The 23,104-nt window shown below is 33.4% G+C and carries 23 protein-coding genes; 16 read left to right on the top strand and 7 right to left on the bottom strand.

Features of this window, described 5'->3' with window-relative positions; translation table 11 throughout:
- Positions 1 to 80: 80 nt before the first annotated feature.
- Positions 81 to 989 (top strand): patatin-like phospholipase family protein, encoded by a 909-nt coding sequence (locus tag ACEN2I_RS16165; protein ID WP_441767139.1) that lies wholly within the window; start codon positions 81 to 83, stop codon positions 987 to 989.
- Positions 990 to 999: 10 nt separating this feature from the next.
- Positions 1,000 to 1,437, top strand: coding sequence for a hypothetical protein (locus tag ACEN2I_RS16160; protein WP_441767138.1), 438 nt, complete (start codon positions 1,000 to 1,002; stop codon positions 1,435 to 1,437).
- Between the two features lie 24 nt (positions 1,438 to 1,461).
- Here the strand turns inward: ACEN2I_RS16160 and ACEN2I_RS16155 are convergent, their stop codons facing one another.
- A complete protein-coding gene (locus tag ACEN2I_RS16155) occupies positions 1,462 to 1,983 on the bottom strand; it encodes a DUF7935 family protein (RefSeq protein WP_441767137.1) in 522 nt (173 codons plus the stop codon).
- Positions 1,984 to 2,108: 125 nt separating this feature from the next.
- On the opposite strand from ACEN2I_RS16155, the gene ACEN2I_RS16150 reads away from it, so the two are divergent.
- The 3 genes from ACEN2I_RS16150 (at position 2,109) to ACEN2I_RS16140 (ending at position 6,293) form a co-directional block, all read left to right on the top strand.
- Entirely contained in the window at positions 2,109 to 2,885 is a 777-nt protein-coding gene (locus tag ACEN2I_RS16150; protein ID WP_441767136.1) for a sulfite exporter TauE/SafE family protein, read from the top strand.
- Between the two features lie 308 nt (positions 2,886 to 3,193).
- Positions 3,194 to 5,530, top strand: a complete 2,337-nt coding sequence (locus tag ACEN2I_RS16145) for an ATP-dependent helicase (protein ID WP_441767135.1) — start codon at positions 3,194 to 3,196, stop codon at positions 5,528 to 5,530.
- A gap of 142 nt (positions 5,531 to 5,672) precedes the next feature.
- On the top strand, positions 5,673 to 6,293 hold the full coding sequence (locus ACEN2I_RS16140; RefSeq protein WP_441767134.1) for an L-threonylcarbamoyladenylate synthase: 621 nt from the start codon (positions 5,673 to 5,675) through the stop codon (positions 6,291 to 6,293).
- A gap of 154 nt (positions 6,294 to 6,447) precedes the next feature.
- Here ACEN2I_RS16140 and ACEN2I_RS16135 read toward each other — a convergent pair whose 3' ends face one another.
- The 3 genes from ACEN2I_RS16135 to ACEN2I_RS16125 are packed head-to-tail and all read right to left on the bottom strand — an operon-like array spanning position 6,448 to position 8,806.
- Positions 6,448 to 7,281 carry an OmpA/MotB family protein gene (locus tag ACEN2I_RS16135; RefSeq protein ID WP_441767133.1) on the bottom strand — a complete coding sequence of 278 codons (834 nt, stop codon included), beginning with the start codon at positions 7,279 to 7,281 and terminating at the stop codon, positions 6,448 to 6,450.
- Between the two features lie 34 nt (positions 7,282 to 7,315).
- Positions 7,316 to 8,335, bottom strand: coding sequence for a glycosyltransferase family 2 protein (locus tag ACEN2I_RS16130; protein ID WP_441767132.1), 1,020 nt, complete (start codon positions 8,333 to 8,335; stop codon positions 7,316 to 7,318).
- A gap of 18 nt (positions 8,336 to 8,353) precedes the next feature.
- Complete coding sequence (locus ACEN2I_RS16125; protein ID WP_441767131.1) at positions 8,354 to 8,806, bottom strand: type I restriction enzyme HsdR N-terminal domain-containing protein; 453 nt, start codon at positions 8,804 to 8,806, stop codon at positions 8,354 to 8,356.
- Positions 8,807 to 8,878: 72 nt separating this feature from the next.
- Between ACEN2I_RS16125 and holA the strand changes: the two genes are divergently transcribed.
- The 3 genes from holA (at position 8,879) to ettA (ending at position 11,904) form a co-directional block, all read left to right on the top strand.
- Positions 8,879 to 9,883, top strand: a complete 1,005-nt coding sequence (gene holA, locus ACEN2I_RS16120) for a DNA polymerase III subunit delta (protein WP_441767130.1) — start codon at positions 8,879 to 8,881, stop codon at positions 9,881 to 9,883.
- 63 nt (positions 9,884 to 9,946) lie between these two features.
- Positions 9,947 to 10,129: a CAL67264 family membrane protein gene (locus ACEN2I_RS16115; protein WP_441767129.1), complete on the top strand. Its 183-nt coding sequence runs from the start codon at positions 9,947 to 9,949 to the stop codon at positions 10,127 to 10,129.
- 83 nt (positions 10,130 to 10,212) lie between these two features.
- Positions 10,213 to 11,904 (top strand): energy-dependent translational throttle protein EttA, encoded by a 1,692-nt coding sequence (ettA, locus tag ACEN2I_RS16110; RefSeq protein ID WP_441767128.1) that lies wholly within the window; start codon positions 10,213 to 10,215, stop codon positions 11,902 to 11,904.
- Positions 11,905 to 12,110: 206 nt separating this feature from the next.
- Here ettA and ACEN2I_RS16105 read toward each other — a convergent pair whose 3' ends face one another.
- The 3 genes from ACEN2I_RS16105 to ACEN2I_RS16095 all read right to left on the bottom strand — a co-directional run bounded on the left by ACEN2I_RS16105 (position 12,111) and on the right by ACEN2I_RS16095 (position 15,212).
- On the bottom strand, positions 12,111 to 12,554 hold the full coding sequence (locus tag ACEN2I_RS16105) for a thiol-disulfide oxidoreductase DCC family protein (protein WP_441767127.1): 444 nt from the start codon (positions 12,552 to 12,554) through the stop codon (positions 12,111 to 12,113).
- Between the two features lie 57 nt (positions 12,555 to 12,611).
- Positions 12,612 to 12,917, bottom strand: coding sequence for a GIY-YIG nuclease family protein (locus ACEN2I_RS16100; protein WP_441767126.1), 306 nt, complete (start codon positions 12,915 to 12,917; stop codon positions 12,612 to 12,614).
- Positions 12,918 to 13,046: 129 nt separating this feature from the next.
- Entirely contained in the window at positions 13,047 to 15,212 is a 2,166-nt protein-coding gene (locus ACEN2I_RS16095; RefSeq protein ID WP_441767125.1) for an endonuclease MutS2, read from the bottom strand.
- 133 nt (positions 15,213 to 15,345) lie between these two features.
- Between ACEN2I_RS16095 and ACEN2I_RS16090 the strand changes: the two genes are divergently transcribed.
- The 8 genes from ACEN2I_RS16090 to ACEN2I_RS16055 all read left to right on the top strand — a co-directional run bounded on the left by ACEN2I_RS16090 (position 15,346) and on the right by ACEN2I_RS16055 (position 22,373).
- Positions 15,346 to 16,011: a uracil-DNA glycosylase gene (locus tag ACEN2I_RS16090; RefSeq protein WP_441767124.1), complete on the top strand. Its 666-nt coding sequence runs from the start codon at positions 15,346 to 15,348 to the stop codon at positions 16,009 to 16,011.
- Between the two features lie 106 nt (positions 16,012 to 16,117).
- Entirely contained in the window at positions 16,118 to 17,296 is a 1,179-nt protein-coding gene (locus ACEN2I_RS16085) for an AIR synthase related protein (protein ID WP_441767123.1), read from the top strand.
- Positions 17,297 to 17,479: 183 nt separating this feature from the next.
- Positions 17,480 to 17,836, top strand: coding sequence for a hypothetical protein (locus ACEN2I_RS16080; RefSeq protein WP_441767122.1), 357 nt, complete (start codon positions 17,480 to 17,482; stop codon positions 17,834 to 17,836).
- A 75-nt stretch (positions 17,837 to 17,911) separates the two neighbouring features.
- Positions 17,912 to 18,541, top strand: a complete 630-nt coding sequence (locus ACEN2I_RS16075; RefSeq protein WP_441767121.1) for a SatD family protein — start codon at positions 17,912 to 17,914, stop codon at positions 18,539 to 18,541.
- A gap of 6 nt (positions 18,542 to 18,547) precedes the next feature.
- Positions 18,548 to 18,895, top strand: coding sequence for a hypothetical protein (locus tag ACEN2I_RS16070; protein WP_441767120.1), 348 nt, complete (start codon positions 18,548 to 18,550; stop codon positions 18,893 to 18,895).
- A gap of 10 nt (positions 18,896 to 18,905) precedes the next feature.
- Positions 18,906 to 19,505: a GNAT family N-acetyltransferase gene (locus ACEN2I_RS16065; RefSeq protein WP_441767119.1), complete on the top strand. Its 600-nt coding sequence runs from the start codon at positions 18,906 to 18,908 to the stop codon at positions 19,503 to 19,505.
- A 55-nt stretch (positions 19,506 to 19,560) separates the two neighbouring features.
- Entirely contained in the window at positions 19,561 to 21,858 is a 2,298-nt protein-coding gene (locus ACEN2I_RS16060; protein ID WP_441767181.1) for a GH92 family glycosyl hydrolase, read from the top strand.
- A 71-nt stretch (positions 21,859 to 21,929) separates the two neighbouring features.
- Positions 21,930 to 22,373, top strand: a complete 444-nt coding sequence (locus ACEN2I_RS16055) for a hypothetical protein (protein ID WP_441767118.1) — start codon at positions 21,930 to 21,932, stop codon at positions 22,371 to 22,373.
- Positions 22,374 to 23,104 lie beyond the last annotated feature (731 nt).

Raw genomic sequence — 23,104 nt, 5'->3', positions numbered from 1 at the left:
GAAAATAAAATTATAGTATTTCAGTAATGTGTTATATAGATCATAAAACGTATAACTCATAACTCATAACCCCAAATAATATGAGAGCATTGGTTATTTCCGGTGGCGGTAGTAAAGGCGCATTTGCCGGCGGTGTTGCCCAATATTTATTACAAGTTAAAAAACATGAATACGATTTACTTTTAGGAACATCTACCGGAAGCTTGCTTATTCCGCATTTGGCTCTCGGAAATATCGAAAAAATTCACTCGGTTTATACCAATGTGAGCATGTCCAAAATATTCAATATTTGCCCTTTTGTTGTCAAAGTGAAAGACGGAGTTGATATTGTTACGATAAATCACTTCAACGTTTTACGTCAGTTTATGAAGGGAAAAAGAACTTTTGGAGAAAGCAAAGGCTTGAAAAAATACATAAAAAGTAATTTTTCCTTATCAGATTTTAATCAATTAAAAAAGTTAAAAAAAGACGTTGTTATTACAGTAACTAATTTTACAACTAATGAGGCAGAGTATAAATCGGTTAAAGATTGTACCTATGATGAATTCTGTGAATGGTCCTGGATTTCCAGTAATTATGTACCCTTTATGAGTCTGGTCGAAAAAAATAATTTTGAATATGGTGATGGTGGATTTTCGAGTCTGGTGCCTATTCGCGAAGCTATCAATCGTGGCGCTACTGAAATTGACGTTATCATTCTGGAGACCGAAGTCAATATGGAAAAAATGGTTATTGGTAAAAACCCTTTTTCACTAATGATTGACTTATTTAGAATCGCATTAGATCAGGTTGAAAAACACGATATTGCCATAGGAAAACTGATAGCAAACAATAAAAATGTAAAACTTAATTTATATTATACTCCTACAAAGCTCACAAATAACGCCTTGATTTTTAATAAAGAAATGATGAAAATATGGTGGGAGCAGGGATATGAATACGCCCAGAATAAGTCTGAGATTATGAGTGATAATAGGCAGAGTTTTTAATGCATTAAATATGATAATTTCTTTTGATCTGGATGATACTTTAGTTTCAAAAAATAAATTTCAACTAGAAAATGTAAATTTATTTCAGCATTTTTTTGGTATTGAAGGTTTAAGAAAAGGAACAATTGGATTATTTAAAGAGATAAAGAAACGGAAGCATAAAATTAATATCTATACAACTTCTTACAGAAGCGAATCAAGTATAAAGGAGATGTTTTATTCTTATGGAATTTCTGTTAATTTTATTATAAATCAACAGAAACATCAAAAGAGAATCAGAAGACTTCATGTCAATCGTTCAAAATTCCCTCCGGTGTATGATATAGATATTCATGTTGATGATTCATTTGGAGTTGAAATGGAAGGAGAAAAATATGGTTTTAAAACAATAATAATTTCTGAAAAAGATGACAATTGGTTAAATGCAATCCTAAGTAGAATTGATTAATTTAAGGAAATTTTTTTTACTGTTTTACCACAATTCCGCAACTTCATTCTTAATATATCCCAAAGCAGCATTACTTGGTGACTGTTTTTCTAATAAATCATTCAAAATCACTTCACGTAATTTATCAGCGCTGTCAACACGATCGCTCATGGCAGCTTTACGAATGATTTGAATCGTAGAATTTTTGGCAGTTGTAATAATCGTCCAGCATTCATCTGACATATAAATTTGCTGCGTTAAATTATGCTCAAATTCCTGCTCTATTTGGTCGATTACAAAGTTTTCATAATCGTGTTTTTGATTTGAAATCGGTGCAACTCGAATTAATAATTTCGTCAGGTTAATACGTTCCAAATATAAAGTCATGCGCTCGTATGCCTGTAAACGTATTGGCAAAGACTGCTTTTGATATTCTCTGTTTAGTAAAAAAGTACGTTTTTTATCATTATTTTTAATGTGCAGTTCAAAAAAACGGTAAGCCACAAATCCGGTAACAACGGCAGGTAAAGTATAACTTGCTAATTCTATAATTCTTGTAAAATCCATTTTAAAAATATTTTCAACAAAAATATACTTTTTGCTGAGAAATTCACTTTAAATTATGTAATAAAACTAAATGGAAACCTTATTTTTGAGCAAGGTTTTATAACTTTTTGGAACACACTTTTTTGATGGATTCATATATAATAATGTTACTTTGTTTGGCTGCATTTGCGGCTGGTTTTATTGATGCAATTGTAGGTGGCGGCGGATTAGTACAAACTCCAATGGGACTAATTTTATTACCAAATCTTCCGGTATCTACGGTAGTTGGAACTTTAAAAATTCCTGCTTTTAGTGGAACGGCTTTTGCTGCTTTCCAATATCTTAAAAAAGTGGTTATTCAATGGAAGTTATTATTGATCATGATGTGTTTAGCTGTTCCTTCAGCATTTCTGGGTTCTGCTTTATTGACTTTGGTCAGTAATGATTTTATGAAACCGCTTTTATTGGTGGTTTTATCCTTATTGTTTATTTACACGTATGCTAAGAAAAATTTCGGTCAGCATGCCGCCAAAAGTCACTCTGTAAAAACTCAAATTTTTTATGCAGTTGTAATTAGTATAATCATTGGTTTTTATGATGGTTTTATCGGACCTGGAACGGGAAGTTTTTTCGTTGTGGCTTTTATTACTTTATTAGGTTTTGATTTTCTACAGGCTTCCGCAAATGCTAAAATGGTCAATTTGGCGACTAATTTTGGTTCGATTTGTCTGTTTATAAGCAAAGGTAAAATTATCTGGGTAATTGCAATTCCAATGGCGGTTAGCAATGCTTTTGGCGGATGGCTTGGAGCAAAAATGGCTATTAATAAAGGGAATGGTTTTATCAGGATCTTTTTTCTAATCGTAGTAATCGGAACCCTTATCCGATTTGCTTATGATGTTTTATATAAAAAGTTTTTTTAACCATAAAGGGATATAAGAAATTATGGGCTTGAGTTTGATAATGTACTATTATATCCTATCAAGCGGCCTGAATTTTTTATATTAATTCTATTTTTAAAATGTTCAAAAGAAACGAATTGTTTGAATTTAGCCCTGATAGAGGCGATATCCTCGTAATGAAATGAAGAGATAAAGCCGAAAGCAGGAACAATATTTAATAAAAAGCCGATTGTCGAGCTTTAAAGAAAACTTAGTGACTTAGAACCTCACAAACGTAGTAGCTTATTAATTGATTAATTCTTATTTTTGCATAAAAGGAGACCAATTTCATGCATAAATATATTGACCAGCTCAACGAAGCACAACGAGAACCTGTTTTACAAAAAGATGGGCCCATGATTATTATTGCTGGTGCAGGTTCAGGTAAAACCCGTGTTTTAACAATCAGGATTGCTTATTTGATGCATCAGGGAATTGATGCTTTCAATATTCTATCGCTTACTTTTACCAACAAAGCTGCCCGTGAAATGAAGCACAGGATTTCTGCAATTGTGGGTGCCAGTGAAGCAAAAAACTTGTGGATGGGGACTTTTCACTCTGTTTTTGCACGTATTCTTCGTTCAGAATCAGAACATTTAGGATACCCTTCTAATTTTACTATTTACGATTCACAGGATTCACAGCGATTAATTTCTTCGATTATTAAAGAAATGCAATTAGACCGTGATATTTATAAACCAAAACAGGTTTTAGGAAGAATCTCGAGTTATAAAAATAGTTTGATTACGGTAAAAGCCTATTTCAATAATCCTGAATTGATGGAAGCTGATGCAATGGCAAAAAAGCCTCGCTTGGGAGAGATTTATCAGCAATATGTAGAGCGCTGTTTTAAAGCCGGGGCAATGGATTTTGATGATTTATTGCTTAAAACTAATGAATTATTGACTCGTTTTCCGGAAGTTTTGGCAAAGTATCAAGATCGTTTTCGCTATATTTTAGTTGATGAGTATCAGGATACAAATCACTCTCAGTATTTAATTGTTAGGGCTCTGTCAGATAGATTTCAGAATATTTGTGTGGTTGGGGATGATGCACAGAGTATTTATGCTTTTCGTGGTGCGAACATCAACAATATCCTGAATTTTCAAAAGGATTATGAAGGCGTAAAAATGTTTCGTTTAGAACAAAATTACCGTTCTACCCGAAATATTGTAGAAGCGGCTAATACGATAATGGAACATAATAAAACCAAACTTGATAAAATTGTTTGGACAGCGAATGATTTTGGTCCGAAAATTAAAGTACACCGGAGTTTAACGGATGCCGAAGAAGGACGTTTTGTAGCGAGTACCATTTTCGAACAAAAAATGCAGAATCAATTGCATAATGGTTCTTTTGCTATTTTATATCGTACTAATGCACAATCTCGTGCGATGGAGGATGCTTTGAGAAAACGTGATATTCCGTATCGAATTTATGGAGGACTTTCATTTTATCAACGTAAAGAAATCAAAGATGTTTTGTGTTATTTGCGTTTAGTGATTAACCCAAAAGATGAAGAAGCACTGATTCGCGTCATCAACTATCCGGCACGTGGAATTGGAGATACAACTGTTGAAAAATTGACAATAGCAGCCAATCATTACAAACGTTCTATTTGGGAAGTAATGGTTAATATTGAAAAAATAGATTTGAAACTAAATGCCGGAACAAAAAATAAGTTGAATGATTTTGTGACTATGATTCAGAGTTTTCAGGTTATTAACGAAAATCAGGACGCTTTTTATATTACAGATCATGTTGCCAAAAAAACAGGTTTGGTTCAGGAATTAAAGAAAGATGCCACACCGGAAGGAATGGCTAAAATTCAGAATATAGAAGAACTTTTGAACGGTATCAAAGATTTTACCGAAGGCCAGAAAGAAATTGACGGAGCAAGAGGAGCTTTGTCAGAATTTATGGAAGATGTTGCTTTGGCGACGGATTTAGACAAAGACACATCAGATGAAGATCGTGTTGCCTTAATGACGATTCATCTGGCAAAAGGACTTGAGTTCCCTCATGTTTTTGTGGTGGGAATGGAAGAAGATTTGTTTCCGAGTGCGATGAGTATGAGTACCCGAAGTGAACTGGAAGAAGAACGTCGTTTATTTTATGTAGCTCTTACCCGTGCAGAACATCAGGCATATTTAACATACGCACAATCACGTTACCGTTGGGGAAAATTGACAGACGGTGAACCATCTCGTTTTATTGAAGAAATTGATCCACAGTATTTAGAATATTTGACTCCTTCAGAAAGTAATTATCGTTACAAACCAACAATTGACAGTGATATTTTTGGAGATGTCGATAAATCAAAATTACGTTTGGCAAAACCGGTAGGATCAACGCCTCCAAAATATAGTACGGATAATGAGCCAAAACCGGACTTAAACATTCGTAAATTGAAGCCTGTTGCAGGTACAAATCCAAATGCTGCCGCACCTAACTTATTTGACAGTAAACTAACTATTGGGAATGTAGTAATGCATGAACGTTTTGGAAAAGGGGAAGTTATCAATTTAGAAGGCGTAGGAGCTGATAAAAAGGCCGAAATAAAATTTGAAGTTGGTGGAATTAAAAAGCTCTTGCTTCGATTTGCGAAACTGGACGTTATTGGTTAAAAAATAGTTTCAGTTCACGTCAAATTATTAGAACTTTACGATTAAATAATAAAGTTGCTTTATTGTCGTGATATAATAAAATTTAAAAGAATTAAAGAGTAGTCTTTATTCTCTGTAATCTAATATCTTTATTCAAAAAGAAATGGCTGAGTTCATAAAAATATATCCTGATAAACCAAGTGAAGCTGCAATTGCCAAGGTTGTGAAAGTACTTAAGAGTGGAGGTTTAGTCATTTATCCAACAGATACTGTATATGGTTTGGGTTGTGATATTACAAATTCACGTGCTTTAGAAAAAATAGCTAAAATTAAGGGCGTAAAGCTAGAAAAAGCAAACTTTTCGTTTATCTGTCATGATTTAAGTAACCTTTCCGATTATGTACGCCAGATTGATACTTCTACTTTTAAAATTTTAAAAAGAGCACTCCCAGGACCATATACCTTTATTTTACCTGGTAATAATAATTTACCAAAAGAGTTTAAAAAGAAAACTACAGTTGGTATTCGTATACCTGATAACAGTATTGCATTAGAAATTGTTCGACAACTAGGAAATCCTATTGTATCAACTTCTATTCGTGATGAAGATGATGTAATTGAATATACCACAGATCCCGAATTGATTTTTGAAAAATGGCAAAATCTTGTTGATATGGTAATTGATGGTGGTTATGGCGATAATGTAGGTTCGACTATTATAGATCTTTCTGAACATGAACCCGTAATTGTAAGAGAAGGAAAGGGTAATGTGGATATTTTGTAAAAAAATACTTAAACATCGTAATTTTTAAAAAAATATTACCTAACTTTAATATTAGTTAAGTTTAGTTAGTTATAAAATAGTTATCCTTTTTTATTAGGATAATAAAAAGCAGGTCAATTGACCTGCTTTTTATATTTAAGCTTTAAAAACTTGATTACTTCGCTTGTTTTTTCATTTCTTTTTCAATCATATCATAGAACTGATCGATTTTTGGCATAACAACAATACGAGTTCTTCTGTTACGGGATTTGTTTTCTGCAGAATCATTAGGTACTAATGGTACATAAGAACTTCTACCGGCAGCAATTAATTTTGCAGGATTAACACCAAGATCGTTTGTTAAAACACGAACAATTGATGTTGAGCGTTTAACACTTAAATCCCAGTTGTCTAAAATTACACCATTACTTTTGTAAGGTACGTCATCTGTGTGACCTTCAACCATACATTCAAAATCAGGCTTGTCGTTAACTACTTTTGCTACTTTTGCTAAAACAGATTTTGCTTTATCACTTACATCATAGCTGCCACTTTTAAATAATAATTTGTCAGCGATAGAAATAAATACAACTCCTTTTTCAACGTTGATTTCGATATCCGGATCATTGATTCCAACTGCACCTTTTAAACTTGTAACTAAAGCTAATGTTACACTGTCTTTTTTAGTAAGGGCGTCTTGAAGTCTTGATATTTTTAAATCTTTCTCTTTTAAGCTTTCTAAAGATTTTTCAAGGTTTTCAGCTCCTTTAGTAGTTAATACTGTTAGATCTTTAGAACTGTTTATTAAGTCTTGATTGTGCTCTTTATAACTTGCTGCTGTAGCGGCTAATCCAGCTTTTTCTTCCAGACAAGCATTTAATTTTACAGTACAAGAATTTAATAAATCTTGAGTTTCTTTGTTTTTAGCTTCTAATTCAGCGTATTGTTTTTTAGATACACATGATGTTAAAGCCATTAATACTGATAGTGCGATTACTATTTTTCTCATAAATGTTAAATTTAATTAAAGGTTGTTTACAAATTTAGTTTTTAATATTTTGATTAGTGTTAAAGATTTCTTTAAAAAGACTCAATTTCTTTATATAATATGTGAAAACGATACTTTTTAGGGTATAGTATTTTTGCATTTGAAAATTTTTTCTCTTTCTTAGATAGACTATTGAGATACAATAAAATGAAAAATGGGCATGTAATACAGCAAAGGTATGTTTCCATTTTCCTTGTATACAAAACCGGATTGCCGCAATACCATCCAAGATCATTCTGAAGAATATAATAAAAAACAGTCCTTTTTTTGGAAGATTTTTAACCATCATCAATAATGAATTTCTAAAATTCAGATAAGTCTTTTTAGGATTCCCTTGTTGCAGAGTTGCGCCTCCCACATGATAAACAACTGACTGCGAATTATATTTTATAGTATGTCCATCGTTCAACGCACGCCAGCACAAATCAATTTCTTCCTGATGTGCAAAAAAAGACTCATCAAATCCTTCTAATTCATCGTAAATTTCTTTTCTGATAAAAAAACAGGCACCTGATGCCCAGAATATTTCACAATTGTCATCATATTGGCCTTTGTCTTTTTCTATAGTATCAAAAATTCTGCCTCTGCAAAACGGATAACCATATTTATCTATAAATCCACCCGCAGCACCAGCATATTCAAAATATTCTTTATTTTTGAAATTAAGAATTTTAGGCTGAATTATTCCTGTGTTCTTTTCGCTCTCAAAATTTTCAATAATCGGTTTTAGCCAATTCTCTGTTACTTCAATATCCGAATTGATTAACGCATAAATTTCAGTATTAACACCTTTTAAAGCATCATTGTAACCTTTTGCGAAACCATGGTTGCCAGTATTTTTGATGATTTTAACTGTTGGGAAGTTCTGCTGAACGAAATTTACAGAATCATCTGTTGAAGCATTATCTGCTACATATATAGTAGCATCTTGAGAAAATTGAATTACAGATGGCAAAAATTGCTCTAACAATTTTATTCCATTCCAATTTAAAATGACAACTGCAATTTTATCCAAAAGTAATCTTTTTATTATTTAATAAATCTCTTTATAATCTGGCAACGATTTTAAAAACTCATATTTTTCGTTTTCAAAATCCATCTGACAATAAAAATGATTCAGACCATTTGTTACTTTCAAAAACCGTGCCTGCATTGTCATATTGTAACGTGCAATCTGATCAAAAGTTGCCTGCGATATTTTTACTTCCGGTGCCTTGCATTCTACCAATATATGGATAGAACCATCCGAATTGAACACTACAATATCATAACGCTTTCGTAAACCGTTGACCGTTAAAACTTTCTCTACATTTATGAGCGATTTTGGATATTTTTTTTCATTAATTAAATAATGAACAACATGTTGACGAACCCATTCTTCGGGGGTAAGAATTATAAATTTTTTTCTAATTTCATCAAAAATAGACACTTTATTTTCGCTATTTTTGAATCGGAAATTATAGATTGGGAAATTTAATCGCTGCATAAAGCAAAAATATAAAATAGTTTCAGGTTTCAGGTTTAAACTTGAAACTTTAAACTTGAAACAAAATTTTGAATGGACGAAGTTGTAAAAATTGTTAACGATATCAAAGCAGGAAATATAAAACCAATTTATTTTTTAATGGGAGAAGAACCTTATTATATTGATAAATTATCGGAATATATTGAGCAAAATGTCCTTTCGGAAGAAGAAAAAGGATTCAATCAAACGGTTTTATACGGAAGGGATGTTTCTGTAGAGGATATTGTTTCAACAGCAAAGCGTTATCCAATGATGGCTGATCGTCAGGTGGTCATTGTTAAGGAAGCGCAAGATTTATCAAGAACTATTGATAAAATAGAATCTTACGTTAATAATCCTATGGAAACAACAGTTCTGGTCTTTTGTTATAAATATAAAACACTTGATAAACGTAAAAAAGTAACTAAATTATTAGCTCAAAACGGAATCGTTTACGAAAGTAAAAAACTATACGAAAATCAGGTTGGGGATTGGATAAAACGTGTACTTGCCGGAAAAAAATACACCATTGACCCTAAAGCAAATGCTATGCTGGTTGAATTTTTAGGAACAGATTTGAGTAAAATCAATAATGAGTTGGAAAAACTGCAGATTATTTTGCCTCAGGGAACTTTGATTACGCCACAGCATATTGAAGAAAATATTGGTTTCAGTAAAGATTATAATGTTTTTGAACTTCGTAAAGCTATTGGTGAACGCAACCAACTGAGAGCTTATAAAATTGCTGAAAACTTCGCTCATAATCCAAAAGAATATCCATTAGTGATGACTACCGGATTAGTTTTTGGGTTTTTTGTTCAGCTTTTAAAATACCATGGACTTAAAGATAAAAACCCAAAGAATGTTGCAGCAGCGATTGGTGTAAATCCTTATTTTTTAAAAGAATATGATTTAGCGGTTAAGAATTATCCAATGCGAAAAGTGAGTCAGATTGTCGGAGCATTAAGGGATGTTGACGTAAAAAGTAAAGGTGTTGGAGCAAATGCATTACCACAATCTGATTTGTTAAAAGAAATGCTGTACAAAATTTTTAATTAAGCCGTGAAAATTCACGATATTTGCACTTCTAAAATAATACCACTTTAAATTAATTACACAATTATGGGAATGAATAAAAACACCGTTTTAGGATGGGCTACTTTTATAATGTCACTTATGGGATTGTTACTTATAGGTCTTGGCGCTTTTAGATATAGTGACGTTTCAGGATATGGTTTTGCAGCTACAGGCGTTGGTTTTTTAGCCAATGCCTGGGTTTTTAATGCTTTGAAAGGTAGGGTTTAACAAAATCAATAACAATTGCAAAACTCAATATTAATATCAAATTTCAATAAATAATTAAAAAATAATAAATAAAAATATAACAAATGTCAGACGATAAGAAAGTAATTTTCTCAATGCAAAAATTGAGTAAAACCTATCAGGGAGCAGACAAACCAGTACTTAAAAATATTTATTTGAGTTTCTTCTATGGAGCTAAAATTGGTATTTTGGGTCTTAATGGTTCGGGAAAATCTTCACTTTTAAAGATTATTGCAGGAGTTGATAAAAACTACCAGGGAGATGTTGTTTTTCAGCCAGGTTACACTGTAGGTTATTTAGAACAAGAGCCAATTCTTGATGATTCGAAAACGGTTTTAGAAATTGTTCGTGAAGGAGCCGCTGAAACAATGGCCGTTTTAGAAGAGTACAACCAAATCAACGATTTGTTTGGTCTTGAAGAAAACTACTCTGATCCAGACAAAATGGACAAGTTGATGGATCGTCAGGCTGCTTTGCAAGACAAAATTGATGCTCTTGGTGCCTGGGAAATCGATACTAAGTTAGAAATAGCAATGGACGCTTTGCGTACGCCTGATGGTGATACGCCAATTAAAAACCTTTCAGGAGGAGAACGCCGTCGTGTAGCATTATGTCGTTTGTTGTTGCAACAGCCAGACGTTTTGCTTTTGGATGAGCCTACCAACCACTTGGATGCTGAATCAGTACTTTGGTTAGAACAGCATTTGGCACAATATGCAGGAACTGTAATTGCGGTAACGCACGACAGATATTTCCTTGATAATGTTGCTGGTTGGATTTTAGAGTTGGATAGAGGAGAAGGTATTCCGTGGAAAGGGAATTATTCTTCATGGTTAGACCAAAAATCAAGCAGAATGGCTCTTGAAGAAAAAGTAGCTTCTAAACGCCGTAAAAACTTAGAGCGTGAGCTGGACTGGGTTCGTCAGGGAGCTAAAGGCCGTCAAACGAAACAAAAAGCACGTTTGCAGAACTACGATAAATTATTAAACGAAGACCAAAAACAGCTGGATGAAAATCTTGAAATCTATATCCCGAACGGTCCACGTTTAGGAACCAATGTTATCGAGGCTAAAAATGTAGCCAAAGCTTTTGGAGATAAATTATTGTATGATAACTTAAACTTTACTTTACCTCAAGCCGGAATTGTTGGAATCATCGGACCAAACGGGGCGGGTAAATCGACCATTTTCAAAATGATCATGGGCGAGCAAAAAACCGACAGTGGAGAATTTTCTGTTGGAGAAACTGTAAAAATCGCTTACGTAGATCAGTCGCACTCGAATATTGATCCGAATAAATCCATCTGGGAAAACTTTGCAGATGGTCAGGAATTGATCATGATGGGCGGAAAACAGGTAAACTCAAGAGCTTATTTGTCCCGTTTCAACTTTGGAGGCGGCGAACAAAACAAAAAAGTATCCATGCTTTCGGGTGGAGAACGTAACCGTTTGCACTTAGCCATGACATTGAAAGAGGAAGGAAATGTTCTTTTACTGGATGAGCCAACGAATGATTTGGACGTAAATACGCTTCGTGCACTTGAGGAAGGTTTGGAAAACTTTGCAGGTTGTGCTGTAGTGATTTCGCACGACAGATGGTTCTTAGACAGAATTTGTACACACATCCTTGCTTTCGAAGGAGATTCAGAAGTGTATTATTTCGAAGGTGGATTCTCTGACTACGAAGAAAATAAAAAGAAACGTTTAGGGGGTGATTTAACGCCAAAACGTTTGAAATACAAGAAATTGATTAGATAATTTCTTTTCGAAATTCCAATTTATAAAATTCCAAATTCCAATTATAGTGGAATTTGGGATTTTTTTTGTCATTTCGACGGAGGAGAAATCGCATTCGAAACTCGACAAAGATTGGAACTTTTAGCAACGGAATTATTAGTGTGACTCCTCGTTCCTCGGAATGAAGTTTGTAGAATTAACAAGCTTTCTAGATTGGTATTTGGGATTTACAAAAACTTAGCTTTCAATTCCGGAGTAGGAATCATACAGCTTTCTTTTTTACCGTACCATTTGTAACGATTTTTGGCAATGTAATCGTAGATATAATTTCGAAGTTTCTCCGGAAGAATTTTAAAAACAGAGACCAAACTATAAATCCCGCCTAATTCAGCACCAATTTCCAAAACTGCAGAAGATTTATTATAATAAGCAACTCCGGGATTGTACAAAATAATACTATCAATTTTTGTTCGGTCTACACCAATATAATTACAAATTTCAATTCCCAATTCCGTTTGCAGAGCCACAAATCTAAATATATCTTTTTTATCATGTTTTATAATAAACTGAACAGAACTATCGCATAAATTGCAAACCCCGTCAAAGAGAATTATTTTTTTATTTTGCCCTGTCATTGCGAGGAACGAAGCAATCTCACTATGTATTTCCATCTTGTTAGTCTTGCGAGGAACGAAGCAATCACATCCAGTTAATCCTCAATTTAGATATTACTCAATCATTATATTTTCAATTTCTTCAAACAAATCTTTCCAAATTGGATTTACTGAACGAATTAATTCATTTTTCGTATTTCTTGAACCAGCCTTAATTTGTTTTTCTCTAGTTATTGCATCTCCAATAAATTGAAATTGCTCATAATAAACTAAAATATGTAGATTATATTTTGCTGAGAATGAATTTGGATATTTTTTCTCTTTATGCTCTAAAATTCTTTGTGGAAGATTTGAAGTTACACCAGTATAAACTACTGTTTGATATTTATTAGTAATGATGTAAACAAATCCTGGTTTCATATTTTAGTTTTTTTAATTGTTCTGTCATTGCGAGGAACTAAGCAATCACACTAACATTAGCAAGTCCAGCAATTTAAATAGAAAACGTGTTTGCTTCGTTCATCGCAATGACTTTGATTGTATAAAAAATTATTTCTTCGCTGCCTCAACCAATTCCAGTTCATCCAAACTCACCTTCGAAGTAAAAATCCCGTAATTCACTGTGGCTTTATTTTTTTCAATAGAATCAATACTTCCCACAGACCTTCCGTCCAGCATTCTTACCCGGTCACCAACTTTCAAAACAGGCTTTGGTTTTTCTACAACCGGTTTCAGTTTTTTCTCTTTTTTCTCCTTCCGGATTTCTTCCACCTGAACAGAAACTTCGGCAATCACTTCTTTTTTCTTTTCGATTATAGCCTTGGCTTCTTTTGGAGTTGCTTTTTTACGCTTTGAATTTTCTATTTCTATGATTTTCAAAAACTCTCCAATAAGTTCTTTTTTGTTTTTATTGTTGAAATATTTCTCCGAGATATCTTCTATTTTGTGTCCAATGTAAATCGTCTTTTGGTTGCTGTCGTATAATTCCTGATAGCTTTCCAGTTTTTGCTTGATTTTTACATTGATATTTTCCATCTTTTTACTCTCTTCACGCGCTCTGGTTTCTTCTTCTTTTAAATTAATAGAAGTTTTTTCCAGTTTCGAACGTTCTTTCTGAAGTGTAGCAATGGTTTTATCAAAACGTACTTTGCCAACTTCTATTTTCTTTTTAGCACGATTAATCAATCCAAACGGAATTCCATTTTTCAAGGCAACTTCAAAAGTAAACGAACTTCCGGCCTGACCTAAAGCCAGTTTGTACATCGGCTCCAATGATTTTTCGTCAAACATCATATTGGCGTTCGTAGCAAAAGGCAATTCGTTCGCCAGAATTTTCAAATTCGAATAATGCGTTGTAATAATTCCGAAAGCTTCACGATGGTAAAATTCTTCCAGAAAAATCTCCGCCAAAGCACCGCCTAATTCCGGATCAGAACCCGTACCAAATTCATCAATCAAAAACATGGTTTTCTTATTACACTTTTTCAGGAAATAATTCATGTTTTTTAGACGATAACTATAAGTACTCAAATGATTCTCGATAGACTGATTATCACCAATATCCGTTAAGATTCTGTCAAACAAGAAAGTTTCACTGCGTTCGTGAACCGGAATCAGCATTCCTGATTGCAGCATCAATTGCAATAAACCAACCGTTTTAAGCGAAATTGTTTTTCCTCCCGCATTGGGTCCGGAAATGACAATAATTCTGTTGTCCTGTTTTAATTCAATGGTTTGAGGATGCGTAATCTCGTTTTTTTGCTTGTTGTTCAAATATAAAATCGGATGATACGCTTCTCTGAAAAACAATCTTCTTTCTTCTGTAATAGTTGGAAGAATTCCGTTGATTCTGTTGGCGTATTTTGCTTTTCCGGCAACCAGATCAATATCACTTAAAAATTCCTGATATTCAATTAGCAAAGGCAAATACGGCCGAATCTGATTTGATAATTGCTTTAAAATTCGGGTAATTTCCTCTTTTTCTTCATATTCTAAATTAGCCAGTTCTCTGGAATATTGTAAAGTTGCTTCAGGTTCAATGTAGGCGATGCTTCCGGTTTTGGAACTTCCCAAAATAGAACCTTTTACTTTTCTGCGATACATGGCTAAAACTGCCAAAACACGACGATTTTGAACAAAACTTTCCTTGATATCATCTAAATATCCAAGACTGTTATTGTGTGTTAGGGCAACTCCAAAACTTTGATTGACTTTGCCGCGAACAATATTCATATTCTGACGAATACTCAAAAGAGCAGGAGAAGCATTGTCTTTTATCTCTCCATATTTATCTACAATGGCATCAATGGTCGTAACAATATCTTTGGTATATTCAACTCTTGAAGCCCTTGCATTTAAATTCGGATAATAATCATCGAACTTTTTCAGGAAATTCAACAAGAAATTTGATGTTGACGAAAGCGTAGCAATTTTTCTAAAACTCCCAACCTCCAGAAAACTATCTTCTATTGCTAAAAACTTAATTTCATGCGTGATAGCGTCAAATCCGTGATTCGGAATGGCGTTGTTATTTTCAAAAGACGAAACATATTCCGATGTCTGCCTCAAAGCCTGCATCAAAGTTTCTTTATCTCTAAATGGTGTTATGTGTAAAGCTTTTTCTTTTCCTATATCTGTGTTGCAGCCAGCCGAAATGGTTTCGAGCACTGTTGGAAATTGTAAATCTTGTAATGTTTTTTCGGTAATGCTAATCATTTAATTTCTTTAAAAAAGTACACGCAAAAGTACGAAAATAGTAGCATTGAATTCTACTAACTTCTAATCTAAATTTTATGAGTGGGTAAATATGATTTTACTTAAAAATTTCTGAAATTCGCATAAAAAAATTATGGACGTAAAAATGCATTCTTCGTGGAAACCCGTTTTAAATGAAGAATTTGAAAAACCATATTTCAGGGAATTAATTGATTTTGTAAAATCTGAATATACTGCCAAAGTTTGTTACCCAAAAGGAAGCCAGATTTTTTCGGCTTTTGACCACAGTCATTTCGATCAGGTAAAAGTTGTGATTATCGGGCAGGATCCATACCACGGACCTAATCAGGCAAATGGTTTGTGTTTTTCTGTCAATGACGGAATTCCGTTCCCGCCATCGCTGCAGAATATTTTTAAAGAAATCGAAACCGATTTAAATATACCGTTACCAAAAACAGGAAATCTGGAGCGTTGGGCAGATCAGGGTGTGTTTCTTTTAAATGCTACATTAACAGTCCGACAATCTGAAGCAGGAAGCCATCAGGGAAAAGGCTGGGAAAAATTTACAGACGCAGTCATAAAGCAAATTTCAGCTGAAAAAGAAAATGTTGTCTTTTTACTTTGGGGAGGTTTCGCCCAAAAAAAAGCGGTATTAATTGATGCTTCAAAACACCATATTTTAAAATCAGGGCATCCTTCTCCTTTAAGTGCCAACAGAGGATTTTGGTTCGGAAATAAACATTTTAGTCAGACTAATGCTTTCCTGAAATCAAAAGGACTTAAAAAAATTGAGTGGTAATAAATTTAAGTTAGATTAGATTTTTTTTTGTGAATCAAACTTATGAATCACCAAAGAATTAAAAAAACCGATTATCTTTGCACTACATCAACACAAACTAAGTTTCATGAGTTCAGATTCTAGCAAAAGGTACGCACAAAGAGGTGTTTCGGCATCAAAGGAAGACGTACACAACGCCATAAAAAATATTGATAAAGGTTTATTTCCTCAGGCATTCTGCAAAATTGTTCCTGATTATTTAACTCAGGATGAAGATTATTGCCTGATTATGCATGCTGACGGAGCAGGTACAAAATCTTCTTTAGCATATATGTACTGGAAAGAAACTGGCGATATTTCAGTTTGGAAAGGAATTGCTCAAGATGCTTTAATCATGAATATTGACGATTTATTATGTGTTGGTGCAACCGATAACATCTTGCTTTCATCCACAATTGGAAGAAATAAAAACCTAATCCCGGCCGAAGTTATTTCAGCAATCATTAACGGAACCGAAGAATTAATCAACGAATTAAAATCTTTTGGAGTAACGATTCATTCAACAGGTGGAGAAACTGCCGATGTGGGAGATGTAGTTCGTACTATAATTGTTGATTCAACTGTAACCGCTCGAATGAAACGCTCTGATGTTGTAGATAATGCAAACATTAAAGCTGGCGATGTAATTGTTGGTTTGGCTTCTTTCGGTCAGGCAACTTACGAAAAAGGCTACAACGGCGGAATGGGAAGTAACGGCTTAACTTCTGCCCGTCACGATGTTTTCGGGAAATATTTGGCTAAAAAATATCCTGAAAGTTTTGATGCAGCCGTTCCTGAAGAATTAATTTACTCAGGCCAGGTTAATTTAACCGATGCCGTAGAAAACAGTCCAATAAACGCAGGTCAGTTGGTACTTTCTCCAACGAGAACGTATGCGCCAATTATCAAGAAAATTTTAGATACCTATACACCAAACGAAATTCACGGAATGGTGCATTGCAGTGGAGGAGCGCAGACTAAAATTTTACATTTCGTTCAGAATTTACACATTATAAAAGACAATTTATTCCCGGTTCCGCCATTGTTCAAACTGATTCAGGTGCAATCAAAAACCGATTGGAAAGAAATGTATCAGGTTTTCAACTGTGGCCACCGCATGGAAATTTATGTTCCTGAAAATATTGCTCAGGATATTATCGAGATTTCAAAATCATTCAATGTGGAGGCACAAATAATTGGTAGGGTAGAAGCTGCAGATTCAAAAAAGCTTACAATCACTAGCAAATACGGTACTTTCGAATATTAATTTTTTGAGTGATAAAATTTCAAGGGTTCTGAGTTACAAAGGTTTTTATGCTGGAGTTTACCAGAACCTTTTTTATTAATAATTAGCTTTTTCAGGAGCTAATCCCGCTATCCGCTATATCTTTTGTGGCGAACACCGCCACAAAAGGATGTCGCTTCTATCGGGGCTAAAAAATGACCAACTATGTACGAATTACTTTTTTGGAAATATATAGAGGAAGTATACCTAAACCACCATGAAGTTTACGAAGCAGTTCTTGAAAAAGAAGAAGTGGAAGGTTTAGAAGTTTTACCAGTTTCGGTAATTATGAACAGAATTACTTCTGTTTTCTCAAAATGGGAAAAAGTAGACGACAACAGTTGGCAAAATACTACTGGAAAAGGTGCTTTTCAAGTTATTACTACACCACAAAGTATCAAAATCGATTGCTACGGAACTGAAGGTAAAACTATGGACAAGCTAGTAGATTTGCTGGCAGAATTTAAATGCCCCCTTTACGATCCACAAGTTCCAGAACGCTATGATGAAATGAGTGAGTGAAATTTATTTCATAAAAAGTGAAATTATTAAAATTGTTTCAGTATATTTGAAATAAATTAAATAATTTCACTAAAAATGAAACAATTTATTCTGATGGCAGATATTATTTCGAGTGGCAAAAAAAAACAAAATCAGCTTATGCTTGATTTTAAAAATATTGTACATGAAATAAATCAATCATATCAAAGCGATATCCTCTCTCCTTTGACCATTACTTTAGGTGATGAATTTCAAGGTATTCCAAAAGATTTACCAACTGCAATTAATATTATTTTATCTTTAGAAGAAAATATTATTCATGAAAAACTTAATTTTCAGTTACGTTATAGTTTGCATCAAGGTGAAATAGATACGCCTATAAATGCTGATATTGCCTACGAAATGCTCGGTTCAGGATTGACTAAAGCCAGGCAAAAACTGAATAATTTAAAAACTGAAAAGTCAAAATTTGCAATTTCAATAGAGAATAAATTAAAAAATAGTATTTTAAGCAACGCTTTTAAAATTTTTGAAAACATTACTCAAAAGTGGAATTTAGAAAGTGATTATGAATTGGTTTCGAATTTTATACAATTTGATGATTACAAAATAGTCGCAGAAAAATTGGGTAAAACTAGATCGCAAATCTGGAAACGCGAAAAAACATTAAACATAGAGTCATATAACGCTACAAAAAATATAATTCAATTAATAACTGAAAAATAAGCAAGCATGGACTACTTAAAATTTATAGTATTGTTAATTGTCAGCGAATGTCTTTTAGGTATTTTTTATTATTTTATCACTCCAAAATCTATTCGAAAAGATAAAATTATCGATTATAAATCCCTTCTAAAAGGCTTTGTAGAACGAATGTTTCTTTTAATTTCCCTGATTCACGATTACCCGCATGCTTTGACTTTGTTTGGAACTTTAAAATTAGCAACCCGATTAAAACGAGACAGTGAAGGTGATAAAGCAAAAGAATCCTTGTATAATGATTTTTACTTATTTGGTAATTTTATATCGATAACCGTGGCGATTTTATATTCGTATTTGTATCACAAAATGATTCTCTAAAACCTATCCAATGTCATTTCACTTTTCATCTGATATAATTCTCGAAGATGAGGTTGTAGTACTACGTAATCTACAAGAATCAGACGTTGAAAATTTACTTGAAATTTCTATAAATGAACCTGACACATGGAAATATTCTTTGGTTGGTGCAGATGGAAAAGAAAATTTGATAAAGTATATTCAATCGGCTATAAAAGCGAGAGAAAATCACAAAGAATTTCCATTTATCGTTTTTGATAAAAAATTACAAAAGTATGCAGGTTCAACTCGTTTTTATGATATGAATCTCGAATTTAAAACCTTGCAATTGGGTTTTACATGGTACGGCTCAGTTTTTAGAGGAACAGGACTGAATAAGCATTGTAAATTTTTATTACTTCAATTTGCTTTTGAAACGCTCGGAATGGAACGTGTAGAATTTCGCGCCGATAGTAATAATGAACGAAGTATTGCTGCTATGAAAAGTATCGGCTGCAAAGTCGAAGGTATTTTAAGAAGTAATATGCCAAATGGAGAAGGTGACTTACGCCGTGACTCTATTGTGCTAAGTATTCTAAGAAACGAATGGTTTGATGAAATAAAAACGAACCTTAAAAATAAATTATTATAAAATAAATATCATTTTGAAAAAAACATATTACAAAAAAGAGCCTTTATTTATTTTGATTTTTGCCTTTGGACTTACAAGTCAGGCGCAACAAAAAAAGACAAAATCTGAAAAACGAGACTTAATTCAATACGTAGATCCTATGATTGGTACTTCCAAAATGGGGCATACTTATCCTGGCGCCACTGTGCCTTTTGGAAGCGTGCAATTAAGCCCGGAAACTGACACGATTGCTTATAGTTCTAACGGAAAATACAATGGTGACGTTTATAAATATTGTGCCGGATACCAATACGAAGACAAAACAATTGTAGGTTTTAGTCATACACATTTTAGTGGAACTGGACATTCCGATTTAGGAGATTTTTTGATCATGCCAACAACCGGGAAAGTACAATTGAATCCTGGTGTAGCTTCAAAACCATTATTAGGATATAGATCAGCATTTTCTCATTCGACAGAAAAAGCAGAACCAGCGTATTATAGTGTTCTTTTGGAAGATCATAATATCAAAGCAGAACTGACAGCAACAACTCGGGTTGGAATGCATCAATATACTTTTCCAAAGTCAGATGAGGCTCATATAATTCTTGATTTAACTTCTGGAATTTACAATTATGATAAAAAAAATATATGGACATTTGTAAGAGTAGAAAACGATACTTTGATTACGGGTTATCGTCAGACAAATGGCTGGGCAAGAACAAGAACGGTTTATTTTGCAATGACATTCAGTAAACCTATTAAAAATTACGGACAAGCAGCACAGGAAAAAAGTGTGTACCGAGGTTTTTGGGGAAAATTCGATCAAACGAAAAACTTCCCAGAAATGGCAGGTCAAAACTTGAAATTATTTTTTGATTTTAATACTGAAGAAGGAGAAAAAATCAAAATTAAAATGGCTTTATCACCAGTAAGTTCTGCCGGAGCTTTAGCGAATATGAAGAAAGAAATTCCGGGTTGGGATTTTGAAAAAGTAAAAAAGCAAAGTCAGGAAGTTTGGAACAACGAATTGAATAAAATTCAGGTCGAAACTATTCAGAAAGAAGATTTGGTGAATTTTTATACCTCAATGTATCACGCTTTTTTAGGTCCAACAGAATACATGGATTTAGATGGCAATTACAAAGGTTTAGATATGAACACGCATAAAGCTGAAAATTTCACAAATTACACCAGTTATTCTTTATGGGATACTTACAGAGCTTTACATCCGTTTTTTAATATTGTACAGCCAAAACGAAACTCAGATATGATTAATTCAATGTTGGCACATTCTGATCAAAGTGTGCATAAAATGCTACCTGTCTGGGCACATTATGCCAATGAAAATTGGTGCATGATTGGGTACCATTCGGTTTCTGTAATTGCAGATGCGATAGTAAAAGGAAACACCAATTTCGATCCCGAAAAAGCGCTGCAGGCTTGTGTCAATACTGCAAAAGTACCTTATTATGACGGATTGGAATATTATATGAAAAAGGGCTATGTTCCTGAAGATAAAAATGGTGCTTCTGTTTCAAAAACTTTAGAATACGCTTATGATGATTGGGCAATTGCTCAGGCTGCTAAGAAATTAGGTAAAACCGATATTTATAATGAATTCCTTGAAAGATCTAAAAATTATAAAAACGTTTATGATGCCAAAACAGGTTTTATGCGTCCAAAATTAAATGATGGAACTTTCAAAAAAGAATTTGACCCTTTAGACACGCATGGGCAAGGTTTTATTGAAGGAAATTCATGGAATTACAGTTTATATGTACCTCAGGATCCTGCAGAAATGATTAAAATAATGGGAGGTAATGACAAATTTAATGTTCGTTTAGATTCGTTATTCAGTATGCACTTACCGGATAAATATTTTGAAAACACTGAAGATATTACCAGAGAAGGAATCATAGGCAACTATGTACACGGAAACGAACCGTCACATCACATAGTATATTTGTATGATTGGACAAATTCGCCTTCTAAAGCACAGGATAAAATTAGAATGATTTTGAAAAAAATGTACCAAAACGGTGCCGATGGCTTAGGTGGTAACGATGATTTTGGACAAATGAGTGCCTGGTATATTTTTAGCAGTTTAGGCTTTTATCCCGTTGCACCAGGTTCAGAAGAATATGCTTTAGGAAGTCCGTTAGTAAAAAATGCCGTTTTTAATTTAGAAAACGGAAAGAAATTTGTAGTAGAAACAATAAATCAATCTGATAAAAATGTATTTGTGAGTAAAGTATTTTTAAACGGAAAACAATTGAACAAACCTTTCCTGAAGCATTCGGATTTGATAAATGGCGGAAAAATTACTTTTTACATGAGCAGAAAACCTAATGAAAAGAATTATCAGCAGTAATAAAACTGCAAATCTAATGGAGTTTACAAAAACTTCACGAAATTTGCCTCATAAATAATATCGAAACACACATGAAAATAAATTTAAAATCGGGAATTGATAAATTGCTTTTTGGAATGAAGCAAAAAGATGTCACAGCAGTTTTGGGTAAACCTGATAAAAATTATACAGACGAAGATGACAATGTGATTTTTGTTTATAATGCACAAAAAATCAGATTGACTTTTTACCAGGAAGAAGATTTAAAGTTAGGTTATGCAGTAGCTTCAAGCAATGATTTAGAAGTTTTCGGATTCAAACTAATCGGGAGAAAAATTGCAGATGTAAAAAAAGATTTAGTAACTAAAGGATTGACCAAATTTACTCAGGAAACTTTTGATACTTTCGAAAACTACTTTAATGAAGATAATTGGTTTATTTTGCAAACTGAATTTGATGAAGTGGTAAAATTTGAAATTGGAGCCATCATTAATGATAAAGATGAATTTGATTGGAAGTTTCCGGTTAAGAAATAAGCGAATAAATAATATACTATCTTAAACCCGACAGATTAACAACTGTCGGGTCTGTTTTTTTACCCATTATATAATAAGTAGAGATTCCACTATAATATATAAGAGTAGTTTTTATCAAAGAATAATGAGGAGCTTATTCCCGCTATACACTTCAATCTTTTGCGCCGAACGCCGGCACAAAAGGATTTTCGTTTCTATCGGGGCTATGGCATTAGTTTTCAAAAGAGATTCCTTCTTATATATATTGCTAAAGAAGCTTTGTGCTCCTTTGAGGTCAAAACATATTATGCAATATATCAATAAGAAGAAGTTAAATACTCCAAAGAGCAGCTTTAAAGTTATATTTAAAAGTTCACATAAAAGAAACCTTTGCTGTGCGAAGTCTGCAAAAACGGCAGCTTAGAGAATGATTGAATTGAGACAAGCATAAGACTACAGAAAATTCCTATAAATAATAAAAAACTTCAAAAGCTAAGTTTTGCGTTATGAGTGAGTTAAGAAAAACTTTTAAAAAAGGTTGAAATTTTATAATAAAAAGTCTTTGAAATGTAAATAAAGGTGTTACTTTTGCACCCGCAACAGCGACAGGCGTTCTTCGAAATACTGACAAGCATACGAATAGATACTGAAAAATTTTTTTCAAAAAAAGATTCAAAAAAGCTTGTGAGATTTGAAAACGGGTGTTACATTTGCACCCCGCAAAACAGGGAAAAGTTCATTGATAGATTGGT

It is taken from the genome of Flavobacterium sp. W22_SRS_FK3 (genome assembly GCF_052113665.1).
Taxonomy (GTDB): domain Bacteria; phylum Bacteroidota; class Bacteroidia; order Flavobacteriales; family Flavobacteriaceae; genus Flavobacterium.
Note: the sequence above shows the minus strand (reverse complement) of the source record. Positions and strands in the feature narration are given on the sequence as shown.

Bases quoted from the DNA above. Each gene is read 5' to 3' on its own strand.
- ACEN2I_RS16165 (WP_441767139.1), top strand. From the start codon at position 81: ATGAGAGCATTGGTTATTTCCGGTGGCGGTAGTAAAGGCGCATTTGCC.
- ACEN2I_RS16160 (WP_441767138.1), top strand. From the start codon at position 1,000: ATGATAATTTCTTTTGATCTGGATGATACTTTAGTTTCAAAAAATAAA.
- ACEN2I_RS16155 (WP_441767137.1), bottom strand. From the start codon at position 1,983: ATGGATTTTACAAGAATTATAGAATTAGCAAGTTATACTTTACCTGCC.
- ACEN2I_RS16150 (WP_441767136.1), top strand. From the start codon at position 2,109: ATGGATTCATATATAATAATGTTACTTTGTTTGGCTGCATTTGCGGCT.
- ACEN2I_RS16145 (WP_441767135.1), top strand. From the start codon at position 3,194: ATGCATAAATATATTGACCAGCTCAACGAAGCACAACGAGAACCTGTT.
- ACEN2I_RS16140 (WP_441767134.1), top strand. From the start codon at position 5,673: ATGGCTGAGTTCATAAAAATATATCCTGATAAACCAAGTGAAGCTGCA.
- ACEN2I_RS16135 (WP_441767133.1), bottom strand. From the start codon at position 7,281: ATGAGAAAAATAGTAATCGCACTATCAGTATTAATGGCTTTAACATCA.
- ACEN2I_RS16125 (WP_441767131.1), bottom strand. From the start codon at position 8,806: ATGCAGCGATTAAATTTCCCAATCTATAATTTCCGATTCAAAAATAGC.
- holA (WP_441767130.1), top strand. From the start codon at position 8,879: ATGGACGAAGTTGTAAAAATTGTTAACGATATCAAAGCAGGAAATATA.
- ACEN2I_RS16115 (WP_441767129.1), top strand. From the start codon at position 9,947: ATGGGAATGAATAAAAACACCGTTTTAGGATGGGCTACTTTTATAATG.
- ettA (WP_441767128.1), top strand. From the start codon at position 10,213: ATGTCAGACGATAAGAAAGTAATTTTCTCAATGCAAAAATTGAGTAAA.
- ACEN2I_RS16105 (WP_441767127.1), bottom strand. From the start codon at position 12,554: ATGGAAATACATAGTGAGATTGCTTCGTTCCTCGCAATGACAGGGCAA.
- ACEN2I_RS16100 (WP_441767126.1), bottom strand. From the start codon at position 12,917: ATGAAACCAGGATTTGTTTACATCATTACTAATAAATATCAAACAGTA.
- ACEN2I_RS16095 (WP_441767125.1), bottom strand. From the start codon at position 15,212: ATGATTAGCATTACCGAAAAAACATTACAAGATTTACAATTTCCAACA.
- ACEN2I_RS16090 (WP_441767124.1), top strand. From the start codon at position 15,346: ATGGACGTAAAAATGCATTCTTCGTGGAAACCCGTTTTAAATGAAGAA.
- ACEN2I_RS16085 (WP_441767123.1), top strand. From the start codon at position 16,118: ATGAGTTCAGATTCTAGCAAAAGGTACGCACAAAGAGGTGTTTCGGCA.
- ACEN2I_RS16080 (WP_441767122.1), top strand. From the start codon at position 17,480: ATGTACGAATTACTTTTTTGGAAATATATAGAGGAAGTATACCTAAAC.
- ACEN2I_RS16075 (WP_441767121.1), top strand. From the start codon at position 17,912: ATGAAACAATTTATTCTGATGGCAGATATTATTTCGAGTGGCAAAAAA.
- ACEN2I_RS16070 (WP_441767120.1), top strand. From the start codon at position 18,548: ATGGACTACTTAAAATTTATAGTATTGTTAATTGTCAGCGAATGTCTT.
- ACEN2I_RS16065 (WP_441767119.1), top strand. From the start codon at position 18,906: ATGTCATTTCACTTTTCATCTGATATAATTCTCGAAGATGAGGTTGTA.
- ACEN2I_RS16055 (WP_441767118.1), top strand. From the start codon at position 21,930: ATGAAAATAAATTTAAAATCGGGAATTGATAAATTGCTTTTTGGAATG.